This window comes from Nocardia amikacinitolerans NBRC 108937, from assembly GCF_001612615.1.
Classification (GTDB): Bacteria; Actinomycetota; Actinomycetes; order Mycobacteriales; family Mycobacteriaceae; genus Nocardia; species Nocardia amikacinitolerans.
On record NZ_BDAU01000009.1, the window covers coordinates 99683 to 123475 of the forward strand.

Here is a 23793-nt window from a genome sequence, read left to right on the forward strand (position 1 = left end):
GCGTGACAGACGCCGATCACATCGCCGAACCGGACGGGGCCGACGCGCCCGGTCCGGTGGAAGCGCTGCGCGAGATCGGCTTCTGGCTCGAACGGGAACGCGCCAAGAGCTACCGGGTCAAGGCCTACCGCGGCGCCGCCGATGTGGTGGCGGGACTGTCGGCCGATGAGCTCGCCATGTACCAGGCGGCGGGGATCTGGCAGGATCTGCCGGGCATCGGACCGAAGACCGCCGCCGTCATCGCGCAGGCCTGCGCGGGTCAGGTGCCCGACTACCTGGCCGATCTGCGCCGCGCCGCCCAGCCCATCGGCGTGCCTGGCAAGCCGCTGCGCACCCGGCTGCGCGGCGACCTGCACACCCACTCCGACTGGTCCGACGGCGGCAGCCCGATCGAGGAGATGATGAGCGTCGCCGCGGCGCTCGGGCACGAATACTGCGCGCTCACCGATCATTCGCCGCGCCTGACGGTCGCCAACGGCCTGTCCGCCGAACGGCTGCGCCGCCAGCTGGACCTGGTGGCCGAGCTGAACGAGCGCTTCGCGCCGTTCCGCATCCTGACCGGCATCGAGGTCGACATCCTCGACGACGGCGCCCTCGATCAGGAGGCCGACCTGCTCGCCGAGCTGGACATCGTGGTGGCCAGCGTGCATTCGCACCTGCGTGCCGACAGCGAGACGATGACCAAGCGCATGGTGTACGCGGTCGCGAACCCGAACGTGGACGTGCTCGGCCACTGCACCGGCAGGCTCGTCACCGGTGGCCGCGGCACCCGCCCGGAATCCACCTTCGACGCCGAACTCGTCTTCGAGGCGTGCAAGCAGTACGGCACCGCCGTCGAGATCAACTGCCGCCCAGAGCGTTTGGACCCGCCGTCGCGCCTGCTGCGGCTGGCTGTCGAGATCGGCTGCCACTTCGCCGTCGACACCGACGCGCACGCGCCGGGCCAATTGGACTGGCAGGGTTATGGTTGTGAGCGCGCCGTCGCCAACGGCGTCGATCCGGACCGGGTGATCAACACCTGGCCGGTGGAACAACTGCTCGCGTGGACGGCGTCGGCCTGAGCCGGATGGTCGGTCGATGAACGCTCGGCGAACACTCGGCGGCGACGCGGGCGAATCGCGGTGCGGCACCGCACAATGAGCGGCGAAAGGACTCTCGGGGGTGGGGCAAGCGTTGGACGGTTTTCCGCTCGATACCATCCTCGCGTTCATCGGTATCGTGGTGCCGCTCGCGGCATTCCTGTGGGAGTTCGTCTTCGTCGGCCGCAGGCGCCTCGGCTACCGCGTGCAGATGGACACGCCTGTCACCGGCGAGATCGGGTCGGTGTACCCCGGTGTGCTGGAGCGGCTGCATCCCGACCCCGCCGGTACCGAAGCCGAACGGCGCGAACAGCTTCGCGAGCTTTCGGTGGTGCTGGTCCGCATCGAGAACAGCGGCAACACCGCGATCTCCGAGTCGGACTATCTGTCGCCCTCCCAGCAGGTCGGCCTGCATCTGCGCTTCCCGCAGCGCCGGGTGATCGGCATGGCCGTGACCGAGTTGAGCGATCGCGACCTGGCCCCGAGACTCGGTCCCGCGTCGGGCATCGCCATCAATGTGGAGCCCGACGGGCGCACGGGCGTCATCGATCTGCCGAAGGTGCCGCTGACCAGGAACGCGCACTACAAGATCCTGGCCATCCTGCAGCGCGGCGAGGGTAACGGCGACCGGGACGGCAACGGCAACGATCAGGCTCCGGATCCCGTGCTGCGCGGCGACATTCGCGGCGGCAGCGTCGTCGAGACGCGCAGCCGCACCGGCATTTCCCGGGTGATGCTGCTGCTGACCGTGTTCCTGGTGTTGGTGATCATCGGGCAGTTCGTCGTCGACGCGCTCCAGCCACCGCCGCCGCCGCTCGACTGTGCCGCGGGGAAACTCACGCTCGTCGGCTCCTCGGCGTTCGACCCGGTGATCCGCGACGCGGCGGCGCAATACGAGAAGCGCTGCACGGGAGCGGAATTCGCCTTCGACTTCGAAGGCACCGAACGAGGTCTCGACCGGGTGGCCGAAGCAGGACGGGATTCCGGGCTCCTCACGATCAGCGACGGCGCGAAAGGTCCGGGTTACACCGCGCTGCAAGCTCGTCCGCTCGCTCTCTCGCTGTTCGCCGTCGTCGTGCACCGCGACCTCGGCATCACCGACCTCACCGTCGCCCAGGTCAGGGATCTCTATCAGGGTCGAATCACCAACTGGCGGGAGGTGGGCGGTCCTGACGTGCCCGTCGTGCTGATCGATCGGGCACCGGGATCGGGCACCCGGGTGATCTTCGAGGAGGCGCTGCTCGGCGGCGCGCAACCGGCCCGCCCGCACCGCAGCTGCACCGCCATCAAGGACACCGCGGGCACCTACTGCGATGTGCCGGTCACCAAGGACATGCACAAGGCGGTCGGGGAGATTCCCGGCGCGATCGGCTATTCGGAGCTGTCCGAGGCGCGCAGGGCCGACATGCGGGTGCTCACGCTCGGTGGCGTCGCGCCGGGACGGCAGGGCGCGATCGATCGGTCTTATCCGTTCTGGGGCGTCGAATACGCGTACAGCAACGGCGATCTGCCCGGTGATTCGCTCGCGGCGAGCTTCCTCCATTACCTGACCGCGGACGTGGGCGCGGAAGTGCTTCGCGCGCACGGCAACGAGCCGTGTGCCAGCGATCTGCTCGAACCAGGTCGCTGCACTCCGGCCCGATGAGCCGGTCGCGACACGGTGCGGGGTTGCCGCTCAGGGTGTTTCGGTGTTGCTGAAACAGTAGGCGGCAGCCGCGAGGTATTGGCGACAGTCCGGCCCGTGCCCCGCGTGGACGCTGCGTAGGAACTGCGCGAGTTCCATGTCCAGGTCGGTCGGTTCGATTCCGCAGTCTCTGTGCTGAGTGCTCCACAGATCCCGCTTGTCCTGGGATGTCTGCATCGTGCACCTCCAGCCCGCGACACTGCGTTGCGGGATGCCCGATTCCCGTGCGCGGGCCGTTGTCATGAGCGTTTCACAGCGTGATCAGTTGCCAATCGTCCGGCAGTCGTGCCGCGTGAATCTGATGACCCTCCGCTTCCAGATCGACGCTGACGTCGCCGAGGCGCAGCGCGGTGAGAGTCACCCGGCCCCAGGACTGGGGCAGTCGCGGCCGCACCGTCAGCGTGCGATGCGGCACATCGGGATTCAGGCCGAGGAAGGCACGCACCAACAGCAGCGGCGCGGCGCTCGCCCACGCCTGCGGCGAGCAGGACGTGGGGTAGGGCACCGGTACCGCGAACCGGGAGCGCGGGAATCCGCAGAACAACTCGGGCAGGCGCCCGTCGAAAGCCTTCGCGGCGTCCAGCAATCCGGTGGCCAGCCTGGTGGCCAGCTTCGTCGCGCCTGGCACGTGCTCGTAGCGAAGCAGACCGGCGACGGCGATCGCGGTGTCGTGCGGCCAGACCGAGCCGCAGTGGTAACTCATCGGGTTGTAGGCGCCCATGTTGGAGGCAAGGGTGCGCAGCCCGAATCCGGTGTCCATCTCCTCCTTGGCCAGTTGACGCACCAGTTCCTCGGCGTGCTCGTCGCTGGCGATACCCGCCCAGAGACAGTGCGCCGCATTGCTGGTCAGCGCGTCGACGTGGCGTTTGGTGCCGTCCAGCGCGACCGCGTACCAGCCGCGATCCGGCATCCAGAACTGTTCGGTGAACTTGCCGCGCAGTTCGGCCGCCCGCTCGCGCAGGCGCCCGGCCAGGCGCATCTCGTCGAAGGCTTCGGCCAGTTCGGCCCTGGCGAGCAGGGCGGCGTGCACATAGCCCTGCACCTCGCACAGCGCGATCGGAGCCTCGGCGAGATGTCCTCCCGCGTCGTTGATTCCGTCGTAGCTGTCCTTCCAGCCCTGGTTGATCAGACCGCGATCGGTGGCGCGACGGTACTCGACGAAACCGTCGCCGTCGCGGTCGCCGTACTCGGTGATCCATTCCAGTGCCGCGTCGGCGGCGGGCAGCAAGTCCTCGATCGCCGCCGGATCCGCGCCCCACCGATGGCATTCGGCGAGCAGCATCACGAACAGCGGTGTGGCGTCGGCGGTTCCGTAGTAGATGTTGCCGCCGAGCACCTGCCCGCCCGATGGGCCGCGCCGCATCTCGTGCATGATCCGGCCCGGCTCTTCTTCGTTGAGCGGATTCAGTTCCTGCCCTTGCAGTTCCGCCAGCTGTTGCAGCGTGCCGAGAGCCAGGTCGACGGCGAGCGGCAACGCCATCCACGCCGTGAGCAGGCTGTCGCGCCCGAACAGCGTCATGAACCACGGCGCGCCCGCCGCGACGAACGGTCTGCTCTCACCGGTGTCGTCGTGGATCTGCAGCGCGCCCAGATCGCTCTCGGTACGGCGCAGCACCTGGGTGAGCACCGGGTCCGCCGAGGAGATGTCGGTGGCGGTGTCGCGCCACGCCGCGATCTTGCGGCACGGTGCGCTGAAACCCATGTGCTCGCCGGGCGTGAGCGGCATCTGCACCTGCTGGTTGCCCAACGTCGGCTGCGCGATGACCTCGGTCTGCCACTTGCCGCCGACCGGAACGACGACCCGCCACACCAGTGTGCCGGGCAGCACCGAGGGTTCCACGGTGGCCGAGATAGTGATACCCCGCATCCGGTCGGAGCGATCGTGCAGCAGCAGTTCGCTCTCGGCGACGGTCACATCGGCGCGCAGATGTCCCGCGCGTCCCTCCTTGACCGCGAACAGGTCGACGAAATCCGCGTCGACGTGCAGCTCCAAGGTGACCGCGGTGGGTTCGCGGCCCATGTTCTCCAAGGTGAGCAGCTCGTGCATGCCGTCGGCGACGATGCGCTCGCGCACGACGAGCAGGGTGCTGTCGGCCAGCCCGGCATGCGGCGGCCTGCGCATGACGAATCGCGCGATGAACGCCTCCGGGCTGAGGACCGACAGCGGCTCCGCCGGTCTGCCGTCGACGAGCAGTTCCCACCGCGAGAGGACGCGCGCGTCCCGGAAGAACAGCCCGTGCGGGCGGCCGGGCTCGACGTCGCCGAGCCGGTTGGACAGGCAGAAGGTGCCACCTTCCACCAAGGTCACCGACCCGGCTCCGCCGAAGCCCGCGGGTTCACCCGAGTTGAGCGGCGCGGGGCCGCTCGCGGCGGAGGCTCCCGTCACGCGAGCCTGCCCGCGACCGCGACGGGCACGGTGGGCTCGGCGACACGGGTGGCGACCCGGTTCTTCGGCCGCAGCAGCTTGCGGTAGACCTGCTCGTAGCCGCGGCCCGCGCCGTCGGCGCCGAAGTTCGCCTCGACGTGGGCCCGGCACGCCGCCGGATCCATCGTCTGCACCTCGGCGATCGCCGCGGTCAATTCGGCGGGATCGTCGCAGATGCGTCCGGTGACGCCGTCGACGACCACCTCTTCGACCGCGCCGCCGCGCAGCGCGACCACCGGTGTGCCGCACACCATCGATTCGATCATCACCATGCCGAAGGGTTCCTCCCAGCGGATCGGGAACAGCAGGCAGCGCGCACCGGCGAGCAGCTTGCGCTTGGCCTTGGCGTCGGCCATCCCGAAGACGTGATCGCGGTCGGTGAGCAGCGGGCGCACCTTCTCTTCGAAGTACGCCAGCTCAGGTGGTTCGCTGCACTTGCCAGCCAGGATGAGTGGAATTCCGGCGGCGTGCGCGGCCTCCAGCGCCAGGTGCGGCGCCTTGCACTCGTTGAACCGGCCGAGGAACAGCGCGTAGTCCTCTTTCTCGGTCTGGAACGGCCAGTCCGCCACCTGCAGCGCGTTGTGCACCCGCCCGGCCCAGTGCAGGTCGGGGGCGAGCGCGCGCTGGCGGTCGCTGATCGCGACGAGCGACACCTCGTCGCCGAGCGCCTGGTAGTACCGGTAGCAGTCGTCCTGCACTGGTCCGTGCACGGTCACCACGGTGGGCAGTCCGAGGCCGTAGTACGCCGGTGCGTTGAGCGGACCGGCGAAGGTGTGGTCGTGCACGAGATCGACGCCGTGTGTCGCGTGCAGGCGTTCGATCGCCCTTCGCGCCTTCAGCGCGTGCACCACCTCGGGGAACGGATCGCCGAGGCGTTCGGGCAGTGCCCGATCCCAGAGGGGAACGAAGCGAGCCTTGGTACCCGGCTCGCCCGCACCGAACAGCGTCACATCATGGCCACGCGCTACCAACGAATCGACCAGATCGGCGACTACCGCCTCGACGCCGCCGTAAGCCTTCGGCGGCACGTCGAAATAGGGCGGAACAACCATGGCAATGCGGAATCGGGTACCAGGGTGATCGATCGAGAGAAGATCCGAAGCCACACGCTGCGCCGAAACCGGCGCCGAGAACACTGCGCTCATGACCCTCCTTCCAGGGACACAACCATTGCACTCGCATCCACCCAGCACACCGATGCGCCGGGTGCCTAACGTGGTGGCCGCCGCCGGCGGAGGTGGAGCGAGAACTTCACCGCCGTCCATGGGGCTTGGTTGGCCTGTCACAGTGGAACGTGTCAGGGGAGGCCGAAGGGGTTGTACCTCGTTTGGCGAGGCTCAAACCAAGCTGTTGCTGGAAATCTTCTTCGATCCGTTATCGTACCGATAGTTCCGTCTCGAATTTGTGCTTATCGGCAGCGGTTTTTTCGGATCTTTAGGCGCTCTCCACAAAAATCTTTCCATGCCCGTCGGGCGTAGCGAACTCCAGCAAACTTACAGCTTCCGCTCGGAGGGCGGCCTCGTCCGCGGCCGAGAGTGGATGCCACGGCGTGATGCGCACGGTGTCGTCCTCCAGCGCCCAGCGGCCGTGCACGAATCCGTCGACGAGGTACACGGGCACGCCCGCCGAGGCTTCCTTCGCGGTGCGCTGGCGGTCCTCCTCGCTGATCATCCTGCGGCGGTCCTTGTGGCCGAGCAGCGCGTTGTCGAAGGCGGGCAGGAAGCGCACGGGGACGTCGAGATCCGGATCGGCAAGTGGCGCGTCCGGCAGATCGAACAGCACGCGGTGCCGGTCGTCGGTGTAGACCACCAGCTCCGAGCGCATCTCGTCGACCACCTCGGCGAGGCGGGTGATGCCCGCCCATGCCTGCATGTCCGCGACGGTCGCCGGACCGAAGGCGGCGAGATAGCGCCGGATGAGCGTGGCCGGGTCGGGCTCGGCCATCGGCGCGCCGATCCACTCCTCGGCCAGACCCACGGTGACGTAGCGGTTGCGCCACCGGCCCCACGTCCCCGTTTCCGGGCCGTGCGCCAGCGGGACCAGCAGTTCGACGGTCTCGGCGAGCCTGCGGACGTGCCGGTCCGGGAACCGATCGGCGAGCAGCTTGCCGAAGTCGCTGCGGCTCAACTGCTTTCCGGCAAGCAGCTCGCGGCCCGCCGCGGCGAGCGCGGCCAGATCGATGCCGTCGATCTCCTCGCGGTAGTACGCGGCTTTGAGCGCCGCGTCGACCACCGGCTGCACGGTGGGGCGCAGCCAGCGGAAGTCGGCGCTGTCGGCCAGGTGCACGGTGCGGCGAATCATGGTGGAGCGCACCAGCTCTCGATCACGCAGCAGCGCGGCGAGATCGTCGTGCCGGAACTCGGCCAAGCGCGTCCACAGGCCGATGTAGGGCCAGTTGGGTTCCTGGCCCTGCACCGCTACGAGGTGCCTGACGAGCTCGAACGGCGTCAGATCCACCCGCTCGACCAGCTTCTGGCGCAGCAGCAGGGTCCGGTTCAGCTCGCGTAGCGATAGTTCCGTCATGACCCCATCCTGGCCGAGGGCACCGACAATCCGACCGGTCCGTCCCGCTCGTCGCCCCGTCAGACCGGCTCGGGCCGCATGCGCAGCGGCACGCCGATCCGGTTCCACATGTTGATCATCGCGGTGAGGGCGACCAGGCCCGCCCGCGCGCCCTCCTCGAAGTGTTTCTCCACCTCGGCCCAGATCTCGTCGCTCACGCCGTGCACGTCCAGGCGGGTCACGGCTTCGGCGTAGGCCAGCGCGGCCCGCTCGGCGTCGGTGTAGAGCTCCGACTCGCGCCAGGCGTCGAGCTGGTAGATGCGCTTCTCGGTCTCGCCCGCCAGCCGTGCGTCGGTGGTGTGCATGTCGATGCAGAACAGGCACCCGTTCATCTGGGAGGCTCGGATCTTCACCAGTTCCCGCACCACCGGGTCCAGCGGGCCGCGTTGGATCGCGCCCTCGGCGGCGATCCATGCCTGGTAGATCTCGGGCGCGAACTGCGGCAGCTTCATCCGTGACATGCGCTCGTCCTTTCGTCGAGAATTCGCCTTACACCAACAAAGACGGAACGGCGCCGAGAAACGTGACATCGCACGGGCTTCGGACCCGGCCGGTGCGTGTCCTCGCGCGGCGGGCGGACTCGCCGACTTGTAGGGTTCATGGCGAGCCGGAGGGTGTCCGGTGGGATGCGACGCAGGGAAGGGACGGCGGGGATGTCGAACGCATCGGTCGAGGTGCTGCTCGATGACTTCGAGAACAAGGACAAGTGGGAGCTCGCGGGGGACGGGGCGGGCCGCACGCACCTCACCACGTTCGCCGAGGGCGCGCCGAGCAAGACGCCCGGCGTCTACGCCGACGGTGTCGCGGGCGAGGATCACCGGGCGCTCGTGCTGCTGGTCAAGTCGGCGGAGAACGACCTCGAGGTCGAGCTCGTCGCCAAGCCCGGACAGTCGTTCTCGATCGCCGGCCGGCTGGCGGTGGTGAACCTGTGGGTGCGCTCGCCGCACGCGTCGATCCGGGTGTCCGCGCGCCTCGGCGGCGAACAGGGTGAGCGAGAGTTGGTGCTCGGCGACATCACCGCGGGCCCGGACTGGCAGCACCTCGGTCACGAGCCCGCCGACGCGATCGCCGACGCCGACCTGCTTGCGCTGAAGATCCGGCTCACCGACGTCGTCAAGCGGGAAGGGGAGGTCATGATCCTGCTGGACGACCTGACCGCCCGAACCGCGGTGTAACCGAGCATATTTCGTACTGGGCGGTGGATGGTCCCACCGCACGAAGGCAGCCCCGGCACTCGGCGCGGGGCTGCCTTCGTTTCGGTGCGCCCGAGGCTCAGCCTCGGAACGGGTGGGTGCGGTCCAGGTCGAGATTCAACTCGACCACGTTGACCCGCGGCTCACCGAGGAACCCGAGGGTCCTTCCCTCGGTGTGCGCCGCGACCAGCCCGCGCACATCCGCCTCGGACACGTTGCGCTCCTTGGCGATCCGCGGCACCTGGAGCTCCGCGTAGGCGGGGGAGATGTGCGGATCGAGGCCGCTGCCGCTCGCGGTGACCGCGTCGGCGGGCACCACCGGGTCGGCGGGCGCGTCGCCGCGGATCGGCACGAGACGGCCGACGGACCAGTCGACTCCCGGCTCGGCGCACTCGACCCGAACGCCGCGGTAGGCGTCGACGAACGGCACGGCGGGGCACGCCTGGTTCACGCTGATCACCTGGACCGGGTGCGAGATCTCGCCGTCCGCGTCGCGCGGACCGATCACCGAAAGCACCGCGCCGACACCGTCGTTCGTGCAGAACGGCCGGGAACCGTCGACCCCCTCACGGTCGCCGATCTCCTTGCTGCGCGCGCACACGGTGCTCAACAGGCTCGCCCGGCCCTCGGCATCGAAGACGTTCTGGTCCACGATGTCCTCGGGTCCCAGATTGCTCGCCCCCGTGGACAGCGGGTCGTAGCCGTCACCGGCCGCGGACGGGCGGCTCTGGAAGTACTGGGCGAGCGCGTTGCCGTCGGCGTCGGTGAACGACTGGCCGATCATGCTGCTGCCCACCACGTTTCCCTCCGACGTGAGCAGTGAGCCGTCGGCCTTGTCGTTCAGCCCCGGCAGCTGGCCGACGGCGAAAACCGCCAGCGGATAGACGATTCCGGTGATCGCGGTCAGCGCCAGCAGGGCGCGCAGCGCGGCGAGGTGTTGCCGGATCCAAGTGGACATACGCATTTCAGGACATCCCGGGGAGGAGGTGGACGACGAGATCGATGAGCTTGATGCCGAGGAACGGCGCGACGATGCCGCCGAGGCCGTACACGGTCAGGTTGCGGCTCAACAGCTTCGACGCGTGCGACGGGCGGTAGCGCACGCCGCGCAACGCCAGCGGGATCAGCGCCACGATGACGATCGCGTTGAAGATCACCGCGGAAAGGATCGCCGACTGCGGACTGGACAGACGCATGATGTTCAGCAGGTCCAGGCCGGGGAACAGCCCGACGAACAACGCCGGGATGATGGCGAAGTACTTCGCGATGTCGTTGGCGATGGAGAACGTGGTCAGCGCGCCCCGCGTGATGAGCAGCTGCTTGCCGATCTCCACGATCTCGATGAGCTTGGTCGGGTCGGAGTCGAGATCGACCATGTTGCCCGCTTCTTTGGCCGCCGAGGTGCCGGTGTTCATCGCGACGCCGACGTCGGCCTGGGCCAGTGCCGGGGCGTCGTTGGTCCCGTCGCCGGTCATGGCGACCAGCCGTCCGCCGTCCTGTTCCTTCTTGATCAGGGCGAGCTTGTCCTCGGGGGTGGCCTCGGCGAGGAAGTCGTCGACGCCCGCCTCGTCCGCGATCGCCTTGGCGGTCAACGGATTGTCGCCGGTGATCATGACGGTGCGGATGCCCATCCTGCGCATCTCGTCGAAGCGCTCCCGCATGCCTTGCTTCACCACGTCTTTCAAGTGGATCACGCCGAGCAACCGGGCGACGCCGCCGTCGATCTCGCCGACGACGAGGGGAGTGCCGCCGGAGGCGGAGATGCCGTCCACGATGACGCCGATCTCGTCGGGCACTGAACCGCCGTTGGCGCGCACCCATTCGGTCACCGCGCTCGCGGCGCCCTTGCGCAGCCGATGACCTCCGGCGAGGTCGACGCCCGACATGCGGGTCTGCGCGGTGAATTCCACCCACGTCGCGCCGGTCAGCTCGCCGGGCGTGCGCTCGCGCTTGTTGTAGGCCTGCTTGGCGTACACCACGATCGAACGGCCTTCCGGCGTTTCGTCCGCCAGGCTGGACAGCTGCGCGGCGTCGGCCAGCTCGTCGTCCGGAATGCCTGGCATCGGAACGAATTCCGACGCTTGCCGGTTGCCGAGCGTGATCGTTCCCGTCTTGTCGAGCAGCAGCGTGTTCACATCGCCCGCGGCCTCGACCGCGCGGCCGGACATGGCGAGCACGTTGCGCTGCACGAGGCGGTCCATGCCCGCGATGCCGATCGCCGACAGCAGCGCGCCGATGGTGGTCGGGATCAGGCAGACAAGCAGCGCGACCATGACGATCCCGGTGATGCCGTCGGCGTTCAGCGCCGCCGTGTCCGGCACGCCGGGGTTGTTCGCCTTCGAGAAGATGGCCAGCGGCTGCAAGGTGACGACGGCGAACACGAAGATGATCGTCAGCGCGGCGAGCAGGATGTTCAGCGCGATCTCGTTCGGCGTCTTCTGCCTGCTCGCACCTTCGACCAGGGCGATCATCTTGTCGATGAAGCTCTGTCCCGGCTCCTGGGTGATCCGGACGACGATCCGGTCCGAGAGCACGGTGGTGCCGCCGGTGACGGCGGAACGGTCGCCGCCGGATTCCCGGATGACCGGGGCGGATTCGCCGGTGATGGCCGATTCGTCCACGGAGGCAATGCCTTCCACCACGTCACCGTCGCCGGGGATCACTTGACCCGCCTCGACCACCACGTGGTCGCCGCGGCGCAATTCGGGTGCGGCGACCCGCTCTTCGACCACTCGCGCGCCGGGCGACCATTCGACGAGGCGGCGTGCGATGGTGTCGGTCTTGGCCTTGCGGAGCGTATCGGCCTGCGCCTTGCCGCGTCCCTCGGCGACAGCCTCGGCCAGGTTGGCGAACAGCACGGTGAGCCACAGCCACGCCACGATGGCCCAGGCGAACACGCTCGGATCGGCGATCGCGAGCACGGTCGACCACAGTGCGCCGATCTCCACGATCAGCATCACCGGATTCCGCCACAGCGTGCGCGGATCCAGCTTGCGTACGGCATCGGGCAGCGAGGTCAGCAGCAAGGCGGGATCGAGCACCCCGCGCGCCACCTTGTGCTCGCCGCGTTCCGGCGTGGTCTCGGGCCGGACGGCCGGTTCTGTTGCGGTACCGATCATGTCAGTGGATTCCCTCGGCGAGCGGCCCGAGCGCGAGCGCGGGCAGGAAGGTGAGCGCGACCAGGATCACCGTCACGCCGACCACCAGCCCGACGAACTGCGGGCGATGGGTCGGCAGCGTGCCGATCGACGCGGGCGTTGTGCCCTGCTTGGCAAGTGATCCGGCGAGCGCGAGCACGAAGACGATCGGCAGGAACCGGCCGAGCACCATGGCAAGGCCGAGCGCGGTGTTGAACCACTCGGTGTTGCCGGACAGGCCCGCGAAGGCGGAGCCGTTGTTGTTGGCGGCGGAGGTGAAGGCGTACAGCACCTCCGACAGACCGTGCGGCCCGCCGTTGAGCATGCTCGCGCGCTGGCCGGGCAGCGCTATGGCGACCGCGGTGAACGTCAGCACCAGCAGCGGGCTGATGAGGAAATACGAAGCCGCCAGCTTGATTTCGCGCGGAGTGATCTTCTTGCCGAGATACTCCGGGGTGCGTCCGACCATGAGGCCCGCGACGAAGACGGTGATCACCGCGAGGATCAGCATGCCGTACAGGCCGGAGCCGACGCCGCCGGGCGCGACCTCGCCGAGCTGCATGTTGAACATCGTCATCAGGCCGCCGAGGCTGGTGTAGGAATCGTGGAACGAGTCCACGGCACCGGTCGAGGTGAGCGTGGTCGAGGCCGCGAAGGTGGCCGAATTCGATACGCCGAAGCGGGTTTCCACGCCCTCGGTGGCGGCGCCGATGGCCGTCGGCGCGGTCCCGTGGTGCTGGAGCTGGAACAGATTGGTCAGCGCGATGCTGGTCAGCGCGATCGTGCCCATCACCGCCACGATCGCGTAGCCCTGCTTGGCGCTGCCGACCATGCGACCGAAGGTGCGCGGCAGCGAGCAGGCGATGACCAGGATCAGGAAGATCTCGATCCAGTTCGTCCAGGTCGTCGGGTTCTCGAAGGGATGCGACGAGTTGGCGTTGTAGAAGCCGCCGCCGTTGGTGCCGAGTTCCTTGATGACCTCTTGGCTCGCGACCGGCCCGCCGGTGATCGTCTGCTGCGCGCCCGCGATGGTCTGCGCGACCTGGTCGTGCAGCTGGAAGTTCTGGATGACACCGCCCGCCACCAGCACGATCGCGAACACGAACGCGATCGGCAGCAGGATGCGCAGCGTTCCGCGCACCAGGTCGACCCAGAAGTTGCCGAGATCGCCTGTGTGCCTGCGGGCGAAGCCGCGCACCAGCGCGATCGCGACGGCAATGCCCACCGCGGCCGAGACGAAGTTCTGCACCGCGAGCCCGGCCATCTGCACCAGGTGTCCCTGGGTGGACTCGCCGGAGTAGTTCTGCCAGTTGGTGTTCGTCACGAAGCTGACCGCGGTGTTCCAGGCCAGCGCCGGGGTCATCTCGGTCGCCGGATCGTTCAGGTGCAGCGGCAGCTTGTCCTGGATCAACTGGAAGAAGAACAGGAACAGGATGCCGACCGCCGAGAACGCGAGCACGCTGCGGGCGTAGACGCCCCAGGTCTGCTCGACCTCCGGCTTCGCGCCGATCGCGCGGTAGATCAGCCGCTCCGCGCGGGTGTGCTTCGCGCTGCTGTAGACCCGGTACATGTAGTCGCCGAGCGGGAGGTGCACCAAGGCCAGCGCGAGGACCAGGGACGCCACGAAGACGATCCCCGCGGTTGTCGTGTTCACCTAGAACCTCTCGGGGAAAAGCAGGGCCGCGACCATGTAGACGGCGACCAGGACGGCGAGCGCGAGACCGATCAGGTTCGCGGTCACAGCTTCTCCACCCCTCGTTGAATCAGACCCAGCAGTGCGAACACCGCGATGGTGAGCGCGGTGAACACCACGACAGACATGACTTTCCGAACCTCCTTGCGGCTCCCGGATGTGGAGCGCACAGCGAGTCAAGCGCCCCATCCGGGCCGACGCCGGTTCCCTGACGAGTTCTTAGCGCTCGGCGCCGCGGCATTGACGGTTCGTTGACGGGCCCGTCGCTCGGCCCGCGGGACGGACTCGCCGTCGCGACGCGGCTGCCAGCGCGCGAGCGGGTTCGTGCAGGTTGCGGCGCTGATCACACCCCACGTGGATGCACACAAAGATGGCGTCAAGGACGGTGTCGAAGGCGTCAATAGAACGTAAGGATCCGTGGTGGGCGGCTGCGGCGGCGGTATTCCTGATGGGGCCGGCGAGGCGGGGCACATCCAGCGCGACCGGTGCCCTGCTCGTTCTGTGGAGAGGATCGATATGTCGACCGTCACCGTCGCGCTGCTGCTCGGCTTCGTGTGCTGCGCGCTGGTCATCCGGGGGTTCGCGCTGCGCGGGGAGGCGGTCCGGCCGCGGCGGGTGAGCGTCGGGGGCCGGCGCGTCCGGCCGCGGGATGCCGCGTGGACCGTCGATGCGTGAGGCGCGGTGCGGCGGGTCGACTGATCCGAGGGATTCGCGGCGTGGCTGCTCGGACGCGCGATGATGGACACGTGAAGCGCGGTCGACTACGGATCTACCTCGGTGCGGCGCCCGGTGTCGGCAAGACCTACGCCATGTTGGGCGAGGCCCACCGGCGGCTGGAGCGCGGCCGCGACGTGGTGGCCGCGGTGGTGGAGACGCACGGCCGGGCCAAGACCGAGAAGTTGCTGGCCGGTATCGAGCGGATTCCGCCGAAGATCATCGAGTACCGCGGCGCGCGATTCCCGGAGCTGGACGTGGCCGCGGTGCTGCGCCGCGCGCCCGCGGTCGTGCTGGTGGACGAACTCGCGCACACCAACGCGCCGGGCAGCGCCAACCAGAAGCGCTGGCAGGACATCGAGCAGCTGCTCGACGCGGGCATCGACGTCATCTCGACGGTCAACGTCCAGCACCTGGAGAGCCTCAACGACGTGGTCGAGCGGATCACCGGCATCCAGCAGCGTGAGACGGTGCCGGACGCCGTTGTGCGCGGCGCCGAACAGGTCGAGCTGGTCGACATCACGCCGGAGGCGTTGCGGCGCAGACTCTCCCACGGCAACGTCTACGCGGCCGACAAGGTCGACGCCGCGCTGCGCAACTACTTCCGGCCCGGCAATCTCACCGCGCTGCGCGAACTCGCGTTGCTGTGGCTGGCCGACCAGGTCGACGCCGCGCTGGCGAAGTACCGCGCCGACCACCACATCACCGAGCTGTGGGAGGCGCGCGAACGCGTGGTCGTCGCGGTGACCGGCGGCCCGGAGTCCGAGACGATCGTGCGCCGGGCGAGCCGCATCGCGACGAAGTCCAGCGCCGATCTGGTCGTCGTGCACGTGGTGCGCGGGGACGGGCTGGCGGGCGTGTCGACCGAACGGCTGGCCCGGCTGCGCGAGCTCGCCGCCAGCCTGGACGCCTCGCTGCACACCGTCACCGGTGACGACGTGCCCGGCACGCTGCTGGAATTCGCCCGCGAGGTGAACGCGACCCAGCTGGTGCTCGGCACCTCGCGGCGCTCCCGGTGGGCGCGGATCTTCGACGAGGGCATCGGCTCGTCTGTCGTGCAGCGCTCCGGGAAGATCGACGTGCACATGGTCACCCACGAGGAGGCCCATCGCGCCCTGCGCTGGCGCGGACTCGTGCCGCGTCAGCCTGCTCTCGCCTGGACCGCCGCGATCCTGGTCCCGACGCTGGTGTGCGCGCTCAGCGCCGTGCTCGACACCTACCTCCAGCTGGGCGGGCTCAGCGCGGTGTTCTTCATCGGGGTCGTCGCGGTCGCGCTGCTCGGCGGCGTGCTGCCCGCCTCGTTCTCGGCGCTGCTGTCGGGACTGCTGCTGAACTGGTTCTTCACCGATCCGCGCTACAGCCTGACCATCGCCGAACCGGACAACTTCGTCACCGTGGTGGTGATGCTGTTCGTCGCGCTCGCGGTCGCGGCGCTGGTGGATGTCGCCGCCAAGCGAACGAGACAGGCGCGCAAGGCGTCTCGCGAGGCCGAACTGCTGACCATGTTCGCCGGTGCGGTGCTGCACGGCGCCGATCTCCCCAATCTGCTCGAACAGGTGCGCGAGACGTTCGGGCTGCGGGCGGTGAGCATGATGAGCGGCGGCGCGGTCGTCGCCCAGGTCGGCACGGAACCGCCACAGCGAACGAGCGCCGCCGACACCGTCATCGAGGCGGGGGACGGCGCCAGCCAGCTGTTGCTGGCCGGGCACACGCTCGACGCGGCCGACCTGCCGGTCCTCAACGCGGTGACCAACCAGGCCGCGGCACTCCTGCGCCAGGCGAAGCTGGCCGAGGAGGCGAGCGCCGCGGCGGCGCTGCTCGAGGCCGACCGCCTGCGTCGCGCACTGCTCTCGGCGGTGAGCCACGACCTGCGGACGCCGCTGGCGGGCGCCAAGGCCGCGGTGTCCAGTCTGCGCAGCGACGACATCGAGTTCTCCCCGGAGGACACCACCGAATTGCTGGAGACCATCGAGGAATCGGTGGACCAGCTGACCGCGCTGGTGGGCAACCTGCTCGACTCCTCGCGACTGGCCGTCGGCGTGGTGAGCCCGCAGCTGCGCCGGGTGTACATGGACGAGGTGGTGCATCGTGCGCTGGTGAGCGTCGGGATGGGCGCGCGCGGACTGCGGCGCGCGGCGATGGACCGAGTGGAGGTGTCCGTCGGCGAGGTGTCGGCGCTGGCCGACGCGGGTCTGCTGGAGCGGGTGCTCGCCAATCTGATCGACAACGCGATCCGCCACTCACCGCCCGACACCCCGGTGCGGGTGACCGCCGAACGCGACGGCGACCACGTCGCGATCGCGGTGGTCGACCGCGGACGGGGGGTGCCGCCCGGCGCGGAGGAACAGCTCTTCGAACCGTTCCAGCGACTCGGCGACCGGGACAACACCACCGGCGTAGGCCTCGGCCTCTCGGTGGTGCGCGGCTTCGTCGAGGCGATGGGCGGCGTCGTGCGCGCCGAGCCGACACCGGGCGGCGGGCTGACGATGTTGGTCGACCTGCCCGCCGCCGATGCGGTTGTGGCGGAAGAGAACGGCGAGATGCGATCCGCGGCGTCGGCGGTCGGGCGCGACGGTGCGAAGGCGAGCGCGGCCGACGTGCCGGAGCGGATCCCCGCCACGAACGCACCCGGGCCGGAGGTCCGACTCGACGGGAGAGATGCGGCGAGGGAAGCCGACGTGCCGGAGCGAAATGCTTCGGCGCCCACGGGTGGTGGCGAGGCGAACGAGGCTGCCAGTGCGGTCGAGGTGCGGCAGCGGCATGGTTCGGCGATCGAGCCGTCCAGGTCGGCGGCTGGTGAGGGCGGGGCGGCGAGTCGGCCCGAGGCGCCGGAGCGGCACGGTTCTGCGTCTGCGTCTGCGTCCGCGTCGGAGGGCGGGGGTGACGCTGCGAGTGCGGCCGAGGTGCCCCAGCGGCATGGTTCCGGGTCCGCGTCGGTGGAGGGCCTCGACGTGGACGAGGCTGCGAGTGCGGCCGAGGTGTCGGGGCAGAACGGCTCTGCGCCCGCACCCGGATCGGTGATCGTGGGCGAGGCTGCGAGTGCGGCCGAGGTGCCGCAGCGGCACGGTTCCGCGTCCGCGTCGATGGCCGGGGGCGAAGCAGCTCCAGCGGCGGCGGGCGACGGAATCGCGGCGAGTGAGTGGCGGGTGTCCGGGGCCGGGGACGGTCGCGAGTCGTCCGGCGCGGCTTCGGGGGAGCGCGTCGGCGCGGGGGAGGATGGCAGGGACGGCGGTGGCGCGGGGCGGGGCGCGCCCGGATGACGAAGGTGGTGGAACGTGGTGAAACGGATCGTGCCGCACGGGAATTCGTGGTGAGCGAGATCAGGCCGGAGGCCGAAGCCGCGAAGGCGCCGCCGATCAAGGTGCTCGTCGTCGACGACGAGCCGCAGATCGTGCGCGCGCTGCGGATCAACCTGTCGGTGCGCGGCTACGAGGTGATCACCGCGGGCACGGGCGCGGCCGCACTGCGCGCCGCCGCGGACAAGCACCCTGACGTGGTCATCCTCGATCTCGGCCTGCCCGACATGGACGGCATCGAGGTGCTCGGCGGTCTGCGCGGCTGGACCGGCGCGCCGGTCATCGTGCTCTCGGCGCGCACCGATTCCACCGACAAGGTGGAGGCGCTCGACGCGGGCGCCGACGACTACGTGACCAAGCCGTTCGGCATGGACGAACTGCTTGCCCGGCTGCGCGCGGCCGTGCGGCGCGGCGCGACCGACGGCGAGACGTCCGATCCGGTGGTGGTGACCGATTCGTTCACCGTCGACCTGTCCGCCAAGCAGGTCACCAAGAACGGCGCGGCCGTCCATCTCACGCCGACCGAATGGGGGATGCTCGAGATGCTGGTCCGCAACAAGGGCAAACTCGTCGGCCGCAAGGAACTGCTGCGCGAGGTGTGGGGGCCGTCCTACGCGACCGAAACCCATTATCTGCGCGTCTATCTCGCGCAACTGCGCCGCAAACTGGAGGATGATCCGTCGCGGCCGAAGCACCTGCTGACCGAGGCGGGCATGGGGTATCGCTTCCAGGTCTGAGCACACCGCGGACGCGCGCGAGTCGAGGACGGGCGTCGAGTGGCGGGTGTGGCCGAGGTCGCACCGTGGAATGGCGTCCACCCGCGCACTGTTGCCAGGCGTGAGCCGTTCCCGACGAAGATGGCAGGATCGAACCCATGGCTGAACCAACCGTTGCCCCTGCGACCGGCACCACGGCGTCGACCACCGTGGAGCCGACCACCCTCTGGGTCGAGCGCACCGGCACCCGCGCGTACACCGGACGCAGCTCGCGTGGCGCCGAGGTGCTGATCGGGTCGCAGGGCGTGCCCGGTGTGTTCACGCCCGGCGAGTTGCTGAAGATCGCGCTGGCCGCCTGCTCCGGCCTGAGCGCCGACTTCCCGCTCTCACGCAAGCTGGGCGACAACTTCGACGCGACCATCCACGTCGCGGGCGACGCCGACCGGGAGAACGAGGTCTACCCGCAGCTGGACGAGGTGTTCGAGCTGGATCTGAGCGAGCTGGACGAGGCGGCGCGGGAGCGGCTGCTCGTCACCGTGCAGCGGGCCATCGACAAAGTGTGCACCGTGGGCCGCACGCTGAAGGCGGGCACCAAGGTCACGCTCGCCTTCGACGTCGACTCCTGACAGCACTGTCGGGCCATGTCCGAAGCCTCGGAGGCCCCGACGCGTTCCCGAGCGCCCGTCCGCACCGATCCGCGGCCGGGCGCTCGCCGTGTCCGGCCCCCTGCGCCGCGCGCGGCGACCGGTACGGCATCCTGAGCGAATGACTGAGACTCCGCACGGCGCGGCCGAATCCACCGACCGGGTCCGGCTCGGCGCCTGGGTGCACGGCACGGTGCAGGGCGTCGGTTTCCGCTGGTGGACGCGGTCGCGCGCGCTGGAACTCGGCCTGGTCGGTTCCGCGCGCAACGCCAGCGACGGACGCGTGCACGTGATCGCGGAGGGCACCCGCGCGGCGTGCGAGCGTTTGCTGGAACTGCTGCGATCGGGCGATACGCCTGGCCGGGTGACTTTGGTTGTGGAAAGCTGGGAGCCTCCGCGGGGTGATTCGACCGGATTCGAGGAGCGCTAGTGGTGGATCCGACGGGCATGGGGAGGGATCGGTGAGCACGCAGAACCCGGGCGACGGGGACCAACGGCGTCCTGAGGAGCCCGCCGAGCAACCGGAGTGGACCACCCCTGAGCTGAACGTGCCCGAGCCGCCGGACATGCCGGGGCAGGGTCAGGAACCGCCGCCGGGTCCGAAACCGGGCAGCATCCAGCGCCAGGAGCCCGGCGTCACCCAGCCTCGCCCGCCCAGCGTCGCCGAGGCTCGCGCCAGGGACAAGGCCCGCAAACGCGCCGCGGAGGCGCAGCGCGCGGCGGAGGCGGCGGCCGAGGCCAAGAAGCGCACTCGCAAACGCGTGCTGATCGGCGGTGTCGCGATCGTCGGCGTCGCCGGACTCGTCGGCGGCGGCTACCTCGCGTATCGGGCGCTCACCGCGCCGGACGAGGTCACCGCCTACTGCGTGAAGACCGAGAACGGCCAGGAGATCGTCGTCGAGGACAAGTACTGCACGCCGGGCACGGCGGGCTTCGTCGACGACAGCGGCGGCGGCTCGCACGGCCACGCGGGCCCGATCATCATCTACGGCGGCGGCCCGCAGTACCGCTACTACTACGGCGGCGCCAACACCGTCGGCAAGCCGCCCGTCGGCGGCTCCACCCTGAAACCCAAGGGAGCGCAGATCACCACGAAGTCCGGCACCACCATCCAGCGCGGCGGTCTCGGCAGCAAGAGCACCGGCGGGAGTGGTTCCTGATGCGTCGGGTTCGCAGCACGCCGCGCCAGGACTGGAAGCGGATCATCGAGGGGCAGGGACTCGTCTACGGCGCACCGGGCCGCGACGCCAGCGGCCAGCCGCGCCCGTACTGGGACGAGTCGGTGCACTACGAGTTCGACATGCCGGAGATCCTCGCGCTCGAGGCCGACGTCGAACTGCTGCACTCGATGTGCCTGAACGCCGTCGAGCACGTCGTGCTCACCGAGCGGTTCCGGGATTTCGGTCTGCCGGAATGGAGTTGGGAGCCGATCGCCGAATCCTGGCGCCGCGGCGACCCGCACGTGTACGGCCGCTTCGACCTGCGCTACGACGCGCGCCGCCCGGCGAAACTGCTGGAGTACAACGCCGATACGCCGACCTCGCTGCTGGAGGCGGCGATCGTGCAGTGGCACTGGCTGACCGCGCAGTACCCCGACGACGACCAGTGGAACTCGTTGCACGAGAAGCTGGTCGAGCGCTGGGGCGAGCTGCGCGACCAATTGCCCTCGCCGCAGCTGCATTTCACCTGGTCCTCCGCCGACGCCACCGGCGAGGACAACGTCACCACGGCTTACATGCAGGAGACCGCCGCCGAGGCGGGCTTCGACACCATCGCGCTGCCCATCGAGGAAGTCGGATTCGACACGGAGCTGGAGCGTTTCGTCGATCTGGCCGAGGCGCCGATCGAGTCCGTCTTCAAGCTCTACCCGTGGGAGTGGGTGCTCGACGACGATTTCGGCAAGCGCGTGGTGCAGAGCCTGCCGCAGACCATGTGGGTCGAGCCGCTGTGGAAGACGTTGCTCAGCAACAAGGCGATCCTGGCGATCCTGTGGGAGATGTACCCCGGACATCCGAATCTGTTGCCCGCCTACCTCGATCAGCCCAACGAGCTCACCGAGTACATCCGCAAACCCAAGCTCGGCCGCGAGGGCGCCAACATGACCATCGTCGGCGCGGGACTGGAGACCGCCACCGGCGGCGTCTACGGCGCCGAGGGCTTCGTGTACCAATTGCTCGACCCGCTACCGGAATTCGACGACATGCGGCCCGTGCTCGGCGCCTGGATCGTCGGCGACGCGTCCGCGGGCCTCGGCATCAGGGAGACGGCGGGCCTGATCACCGACGACGGCGCGGCGTTCGTCCCGCACCGCATACCGACCGAATAGACAACTCACCCACACGGGAACACCTCCGGAAGGACCACGATGACCGCAGTCGCCCTCGAATCGGGGTACTGGAGCGCGCTCGGCGAAGGCGTGGGGGCGATCGTCCTCTACGCGCTCGTCGGCCTCGCGCTGATGCTCGTCGGCTTCTACGCCATCGACCTGACCACCCCCGGCAAGCTGCGCGGGCTGGTCGTCGAGGGCAAGCCCAACGCGATCATCGTCACGGCGGCGGGCATGCTCAGCATGGCGTTCATCGTGGTGCTCGCGATCTTCGCCGCGGGCGGCAAACTCGCCGAGGGCCTGATCGCCGCGCTGGTCTTCGGTCTGGTCGGCATCATCGCCCAGGTGATCTCGGTGCGGGTCGTCGAGCGCGTGCTCGGCATCGACATCGGGGCCGCGCTGCACGCGGAGAAGTTCACCACCGAGGTGCTCGTGGTGGCGGCGGCCCACTTCGCGCTCGGCCTGGTGGTCGCGGTCGCCATTCTCTGACGACCGAAGGTGACCGTCACGGTGTCCGGAGTGTCGAATGTGACCTTCGGTCGGGCCGACTAGTGGCCGCGGGCGATCCAGTCGGCCAGTGATGGCTTCTCGGCGCCGATGGTGGTGCCCTCGCCATGGCCGGTGTGGACTGTGGTCTCGTCGGGGAGGGTGAGCAGGCGGTCGCGGATGGAATCGATGATGGTGTCGAAGTCGGAGTAGGAACGGCCGGTCGCGCCTGGTCCTCCGGCGAAGAGTGTGTCGCCGGTGCACAGCGCGTGCAGCTCCGGGAGGTAGAGGCAGACCGAGCCCGGCGAGTGGCCCGGCGTGTGCAGGATCTCGATCTCGGTGTCCGCCACGGAGATTCGCGCCGTATCGGCGAGCGAACGGTAGCCGGCGTCCGGGTGGGTCATCCGCCACAGCGGGTCGTCGCCGGGATGCAGCAGGACGGGCGCGTCCAAGCGCTCGGCGAGTTCTGGCGCGACGGTGACGTGGTCGTTGTGGCCGTGCGTGCACAGCACCGCGACGACGTGGCGCCCGCCGACCGCGGCGACGATGGCGTCGGCGTCGTGCGCCGCGTCCACCACGAGCACCTCGCGGTCGTCGCCGATCAGCCAGACATTGTTGTCGACCGCCCAGGTGCCGCCGTCCAGCGAGAAGGTGCCGGAGGTGACCACCCGGTCGATGCGCGCGCTCACCAGACCACCACCGAGCGAAGCACCTCGCCCGCGTGCATGGCGGCGAAGGCGCGCTCCACCTCGTCGAGCGCGATCCGCTCGGTGACGAAGCGGTCCAGCGGCAGTCTGCCCTGCCGGTACAGCTCGACGAGCATCGGGAAGTCGCGCTCCGGCAGGCAATCGCCGTACCAGGAGGACTTCAGCGCGCCGCCGCGGGAGAACAGGTCGATCAGCGGCATCTCGATCGTCATGTCGGGGGTGGGGACGCCGACCAGCACGACGGTGCCCGCGAGATCGCGGCTGTAGAAGGCCTGCTTCCAGGTCTCCGGGCGGCCGACGGCGTCGATCACCACGTCGGCGCCGAAACCGTCGGTGATCTCCTGGACCCGACTCACCACGTCCTCGGCGCTCGCGTCGACGGTGTGGGTGGCGCCGAACTCCTTGGCCCAGGTCAGCTTTCGCGGGTCGCGGTCGATCGCGACGATGGTGCGGGCGCCGGCGAGCCGGGCGCCCGCGATGGCGGCGTCGCCGACACCGCCGCAGCCGATCACCGCGACGGTGTCGCCGCGCGAGACGTTGCCGGTGTTCATGGCGGCGCCGAGGCCCGCCATCACGCCGCAGCCGAGCAGGCCCGCGACGGCGGGGTCGGTCTCGGGATCGACCTTGGTGCACTGTCCTTCGTGCACCAGCGTCTTGTCGGCGAAGGCGCCGATGCCCAGTGCTGGGCTCAGTTCGGTGCCGTCGGTGAGCGTCATCTTCTTGCTCGCGTTGTGGCTGGCGAAGCAGTACCAGGGGCGTCCGCGTTTGCACGCGCGACATTCGCCGCAGACGGCGCGCCAGTTCAGCACCACGAAGTCGCCGGGCGCCACGTGCGTGACCGCCGCGCCGACGGTCTCCACCACACCCGCCGCCTCGTGGCCGAGCAGGAACGGGAATTCGTCGTTGATGCCGCCCTCGCGGTAGTGCAGATCCGTGTGGCAGACGCCGCAGGACTGGACGCGCACCACCACGTCGTGCGGACCGGGATCGGGGATGACCACGTCGACCAGTTCGACCGGAGCGCCGATGGCTCGGGCGATGACGCCGCGCACGGTTTCGGACACGAAATCCTCCTCGAAGCTCGCATGCCGCCGTCGGCACCCGCTCCATCTTGCCGTGCCGGACCCCGCC

Annotated in this window: 21 protein-coding genes and 1 pseudogene; 11 read left to right on the forward strand and 11 right to left on the reverse strand. The window is 69.4% G+C overall.

The window, feature by feature from the left end; all coding sequences use genetic code 11:
* The first annotated feature begins 2 nt into the window (after nt 1–2).
* Entirely contained in the window at nt 3–1061 is a 1059-nt protein-coding gene (locus NAM01S_RS08550; protein WP_253798528.1) for a PHP domain-containing protein, read from the forward strand.
* A gap of 100 nt (nt 1062–1161) precedes the next feature.
* Nucleotides 1162–2724 carry a substrate-binding domain-containing protein gene (locus NAM01S_RS08555; RefSeq protein ID WP_253798525.1) on the forward strand — a complete coding sequence of 521 codons (1563 nt, stop codon included), beginning with the start codon at nt 1162–1164 and terminating at the stop codon, nt 2722–2724.
* Nucleotides 2725–2754: 30 nt separating this feature from the next.
* Here NAM01S_RS08555 and NAM01S_RS08560 read toward each other — a convergent pair whose 3' ends face one another.
* The 5 genes from NAM01S_RS08560 to NAM01S_RS08580 all read right to left on the reverse strand — a co-directional run bounded on the left by NAM01S_RS08560 (nt 2755) and on the right by NAM01S_RS08580 (nt 8211).
* Nucleotides 2755–2940 carry a hypothetical protein gene (locus NAM01S_RS08560; RefSeq protein ID WP_067782050.1) on the reverse strand — a complete coding sequence of 62 codons (186 nt, stop codon included), beginning with the start codon at nt 2938–2940 and terminating at the stop codon, nt 2755–2757.
* 73 nt (nt 2941–3013) lie between these two features.
* On the reverse strand, nt 3014–5149 hold the full coding sequence (locus NAM01S_RS08565; RefSeq protein ID WP_067782053.1) for an amylo-alpha-1,6-glucosidase: 2136 nt from the start codon (nt 5147–5149) through the stop codon (nt 3014–3016).
* A complete protein-coding gene (locus NAM01S_RS08570) occupies nt 5146–6333 on the reverse strand; it encodes a glycosyltransferase family 4 protein (protein ID WP_067782056.1) in 1188 nt (395 codons plus the stop codon). The genes NAM01S_RS08565 and NAM01S_RS08570 overlap by 4 nt, the downstream gene beginning before the upstream one ends.
* A gap of 289 nt (nt 6334–6622) precedes the next feature.
* Complete coding sequence (locus NAM01S_RS08575) at nt 6623–7711, reverse strand: winged helix DNA-binding domain-containing protein (RefSeq protein ID WP_067782059.1); 1089 nt, start codon at nt 7709–7711, stop codon at nt 6623–6625.
* Nucleotides 7712–7770: 59 nt separating this feature from the next.
* On the reverse strand, nt 7771–8211 hold the full coding sequence (locus tag NAM01S_RS08580) for a carboxymuconolactone decarboxylase family protein (protein WP_067782061.1): 441 nt from the start codon (nt 8209–8211) through the stop codon (nt 7771–7773).
* A 192-nt stretch (nt 8212–8403) separates the two neighbouring features.
* On the opposite strand from NAM01S_RS08580, the gene NAM01S_RS08585 reads away from it, so the two are divergent.
* Nucleotides 8404–8925 (forward strand): hypothetical protein, encoded by a 522-nt coding sequence (locus NAM01S_RS08585; protein WP_067782066.1) that lies wholly within the window; start codon nt 8404–8406, stop codon nt 8923–8925.
* A 97-nt stretch (nt 8926–9022) separates the two neighbouring features.
* On the opposite strand, the gene NAM01S_RS08590 is transcribed toward NAM01S_RS08585, so the two are convergent.
* The 4 genes from NAM01S_RS08590 to NAM01S_RS37210 are packed head-to-tail and all read right to left on the reverse strand — an operon-like array spanning nt 9023 to nt 13962.
* Nucleotides 9023–9907, reverse strand: a complete 885-nt coding sequence (locus NAM01S_RS08590; RefSeq protein WP_067782069.1) for a potassium-transporting ATPase subunit C — start codon at nt 9905–9907, stop codon at nt 9023–9025.
* Between the two features lies 1 nt (nt 9908).
* A complete protein-coding gene (kdpB, locus tag NAM01S_RS08595; RefSeq protein WP_067782072.1) occupies nt 9909–12062 on the reverse strand; it encodes a potassium-transporting ATPase subunit KdpB in 2154 nt (717 codons plus the stop codon).
* A 1-nt stretch (nt 12063) separates the two neighbouring features.
* Nucleotides 12064–13734, reverse strand: coding sequence for a potassium-transporting ATPase subunit KdpA (kdpA, locus tag NAM01S_RS08600; protein ID WP_067782074.1), 1671 nt, complete (start codon nt 13732–13734; stop codon nt 12064–12066).
* Nucleotides 13735–13962 carry a potassium-transporting ATPase subunit F gene (locus NAM01S_RS37210; RefSeq protein WP_084482669.1) on the reverse strand — a complete coding sequence of 76 codons (228 nt, stop codon included), beginning with the start codon at nt 13960–13962 and terminating at the stop codon, nt 13735–13737. It abuts the gene before it with no gap.
* Nucleotides 13963–14289: 327 nt separating this feature from the next.
* Between NAM01S_RS37210 and NAM01S_RS34845 the strand changes: the two genes are divergently transcribed.
* From NAM01S_RS34845 to NAM01S_RS08645, 8 genes and pseudogenes are all read left to right on the forward strand, one after another.
* Nucleotides 14290–14448 carry a hypothetical protein gene (locus tag NAM01S_RS34845; protein WP_157107645.1) on the forward strand — a complete coding sequence of 53 codons (159 nt, stop codon included), beginning with the start codon at nt 14290–14292 and terminating at the stop codon, nt 14446–14448.
* A gap of 71 nt (nt 14449–14519) precedes the next feature.
* A pseudogene (locus NAM01S_RS08615) lies at nt 14520–16994 on the forward strand (DUF4118 domain-containing protein); the annotation flags it as partial.
* Between the two features lie 854 nt (nt 16995–17848).
* Nucleotides 17849–18520, forward strand: coding sequence for a response regulator (locus NAM01S_RS08620; protein ID WP_253809573.1), 672 nt, complete (start codon nt 17849–17851; stop codon nt 18518–18520).
* A gap of 137 nt (nt 18521–18657) precedes the next feature.
* Nucleotides 18658–19125, forward strand: a complete 468-nt coding sequence (locus tag NAM01S_RS08625) for an OsmC family protein (protein WP_067782082.1) — start codon at nt 18658–18660, stop codon at nt 19123–19125.
* A gap of 139 nt (nt 19126–19264) precedes the next feature.
* Entirely contained in the window at nt 19265–19573 is a 309-nt protein-coding gene (locus tag NAM01S_RS08630) for an acylphosphatase (protein ID WP_067782085.1), read from the forward strand.
* Nucleotides 19574–19604: 31 nt separating this feature from the next.
* Complete coding sequence (locus tag NAM01S_RS08635) at nt 19605–20303, forward strand: hypothetical protein (RefSeq protein ID WP_067782088.1); 699 nt, start codon at nt 19605–19607, stop codon at nt 20301–20303.
* Complete coding sequence (locus NAM01S_RS08640) at nt 20303–21469, forward strand: glutathionylspermidine synthase family protein (RefSeq protein WP_067782091.1); 1167 nt, start codon at nt 20303–20305, stop codon at nt 21467–21469. Before NAM01S_RS08635 ends, NAM01S_RS08640 begins: the two co-directional genes overlap by 1 nt.
* A gap of 39 nt (nt 21470–21508) precedes the next feature.
* Entirely contained in the window at nt 21509–21958 is a 450-nt protein-coding gene (locus NAM01S_RS08645) for a DUF350 domain-containing protein (RefSeq protein ID WP_067782094.1), read from the forward strand.
* A 59-nt stretch (nt 21959–22017) separates the two neighbouring features.
* Here NAM01S_RS08645 and NAM01S_RS08650 read toward each other — a convergent pair whose 3' ends face one another.
* Nucleotides 22018–22644 (reverse strand): MBL fold metallo-hydrolase, encoded by a 627-nt coding sequence (locus tag NAM01S_RS08650; RefSeq protein ID WP_067782099.1) that lies wholly within the window; start codon nt 22642–22644, stop codon nt 22018–22020.
* Nucleotides 22641–23726: an S-(hydroxymethyl)mycothiol dehydrogenase gene (locus NAM01S_RS08655; RefSeq protein ID WP_067782102.1), complete on the reverse strand. Its 1086-nt coding sequence runs from the start codon at nt 23724–23726 to the stop codon at nt 22641–22643. Before NAM01S_RS08655 ends, NAM01S_RS08650 begins: the two co-directional genes overlap by 4 nt.
* Nucleotides 23727–23793 lie beyond the last annotated feature (67 nt).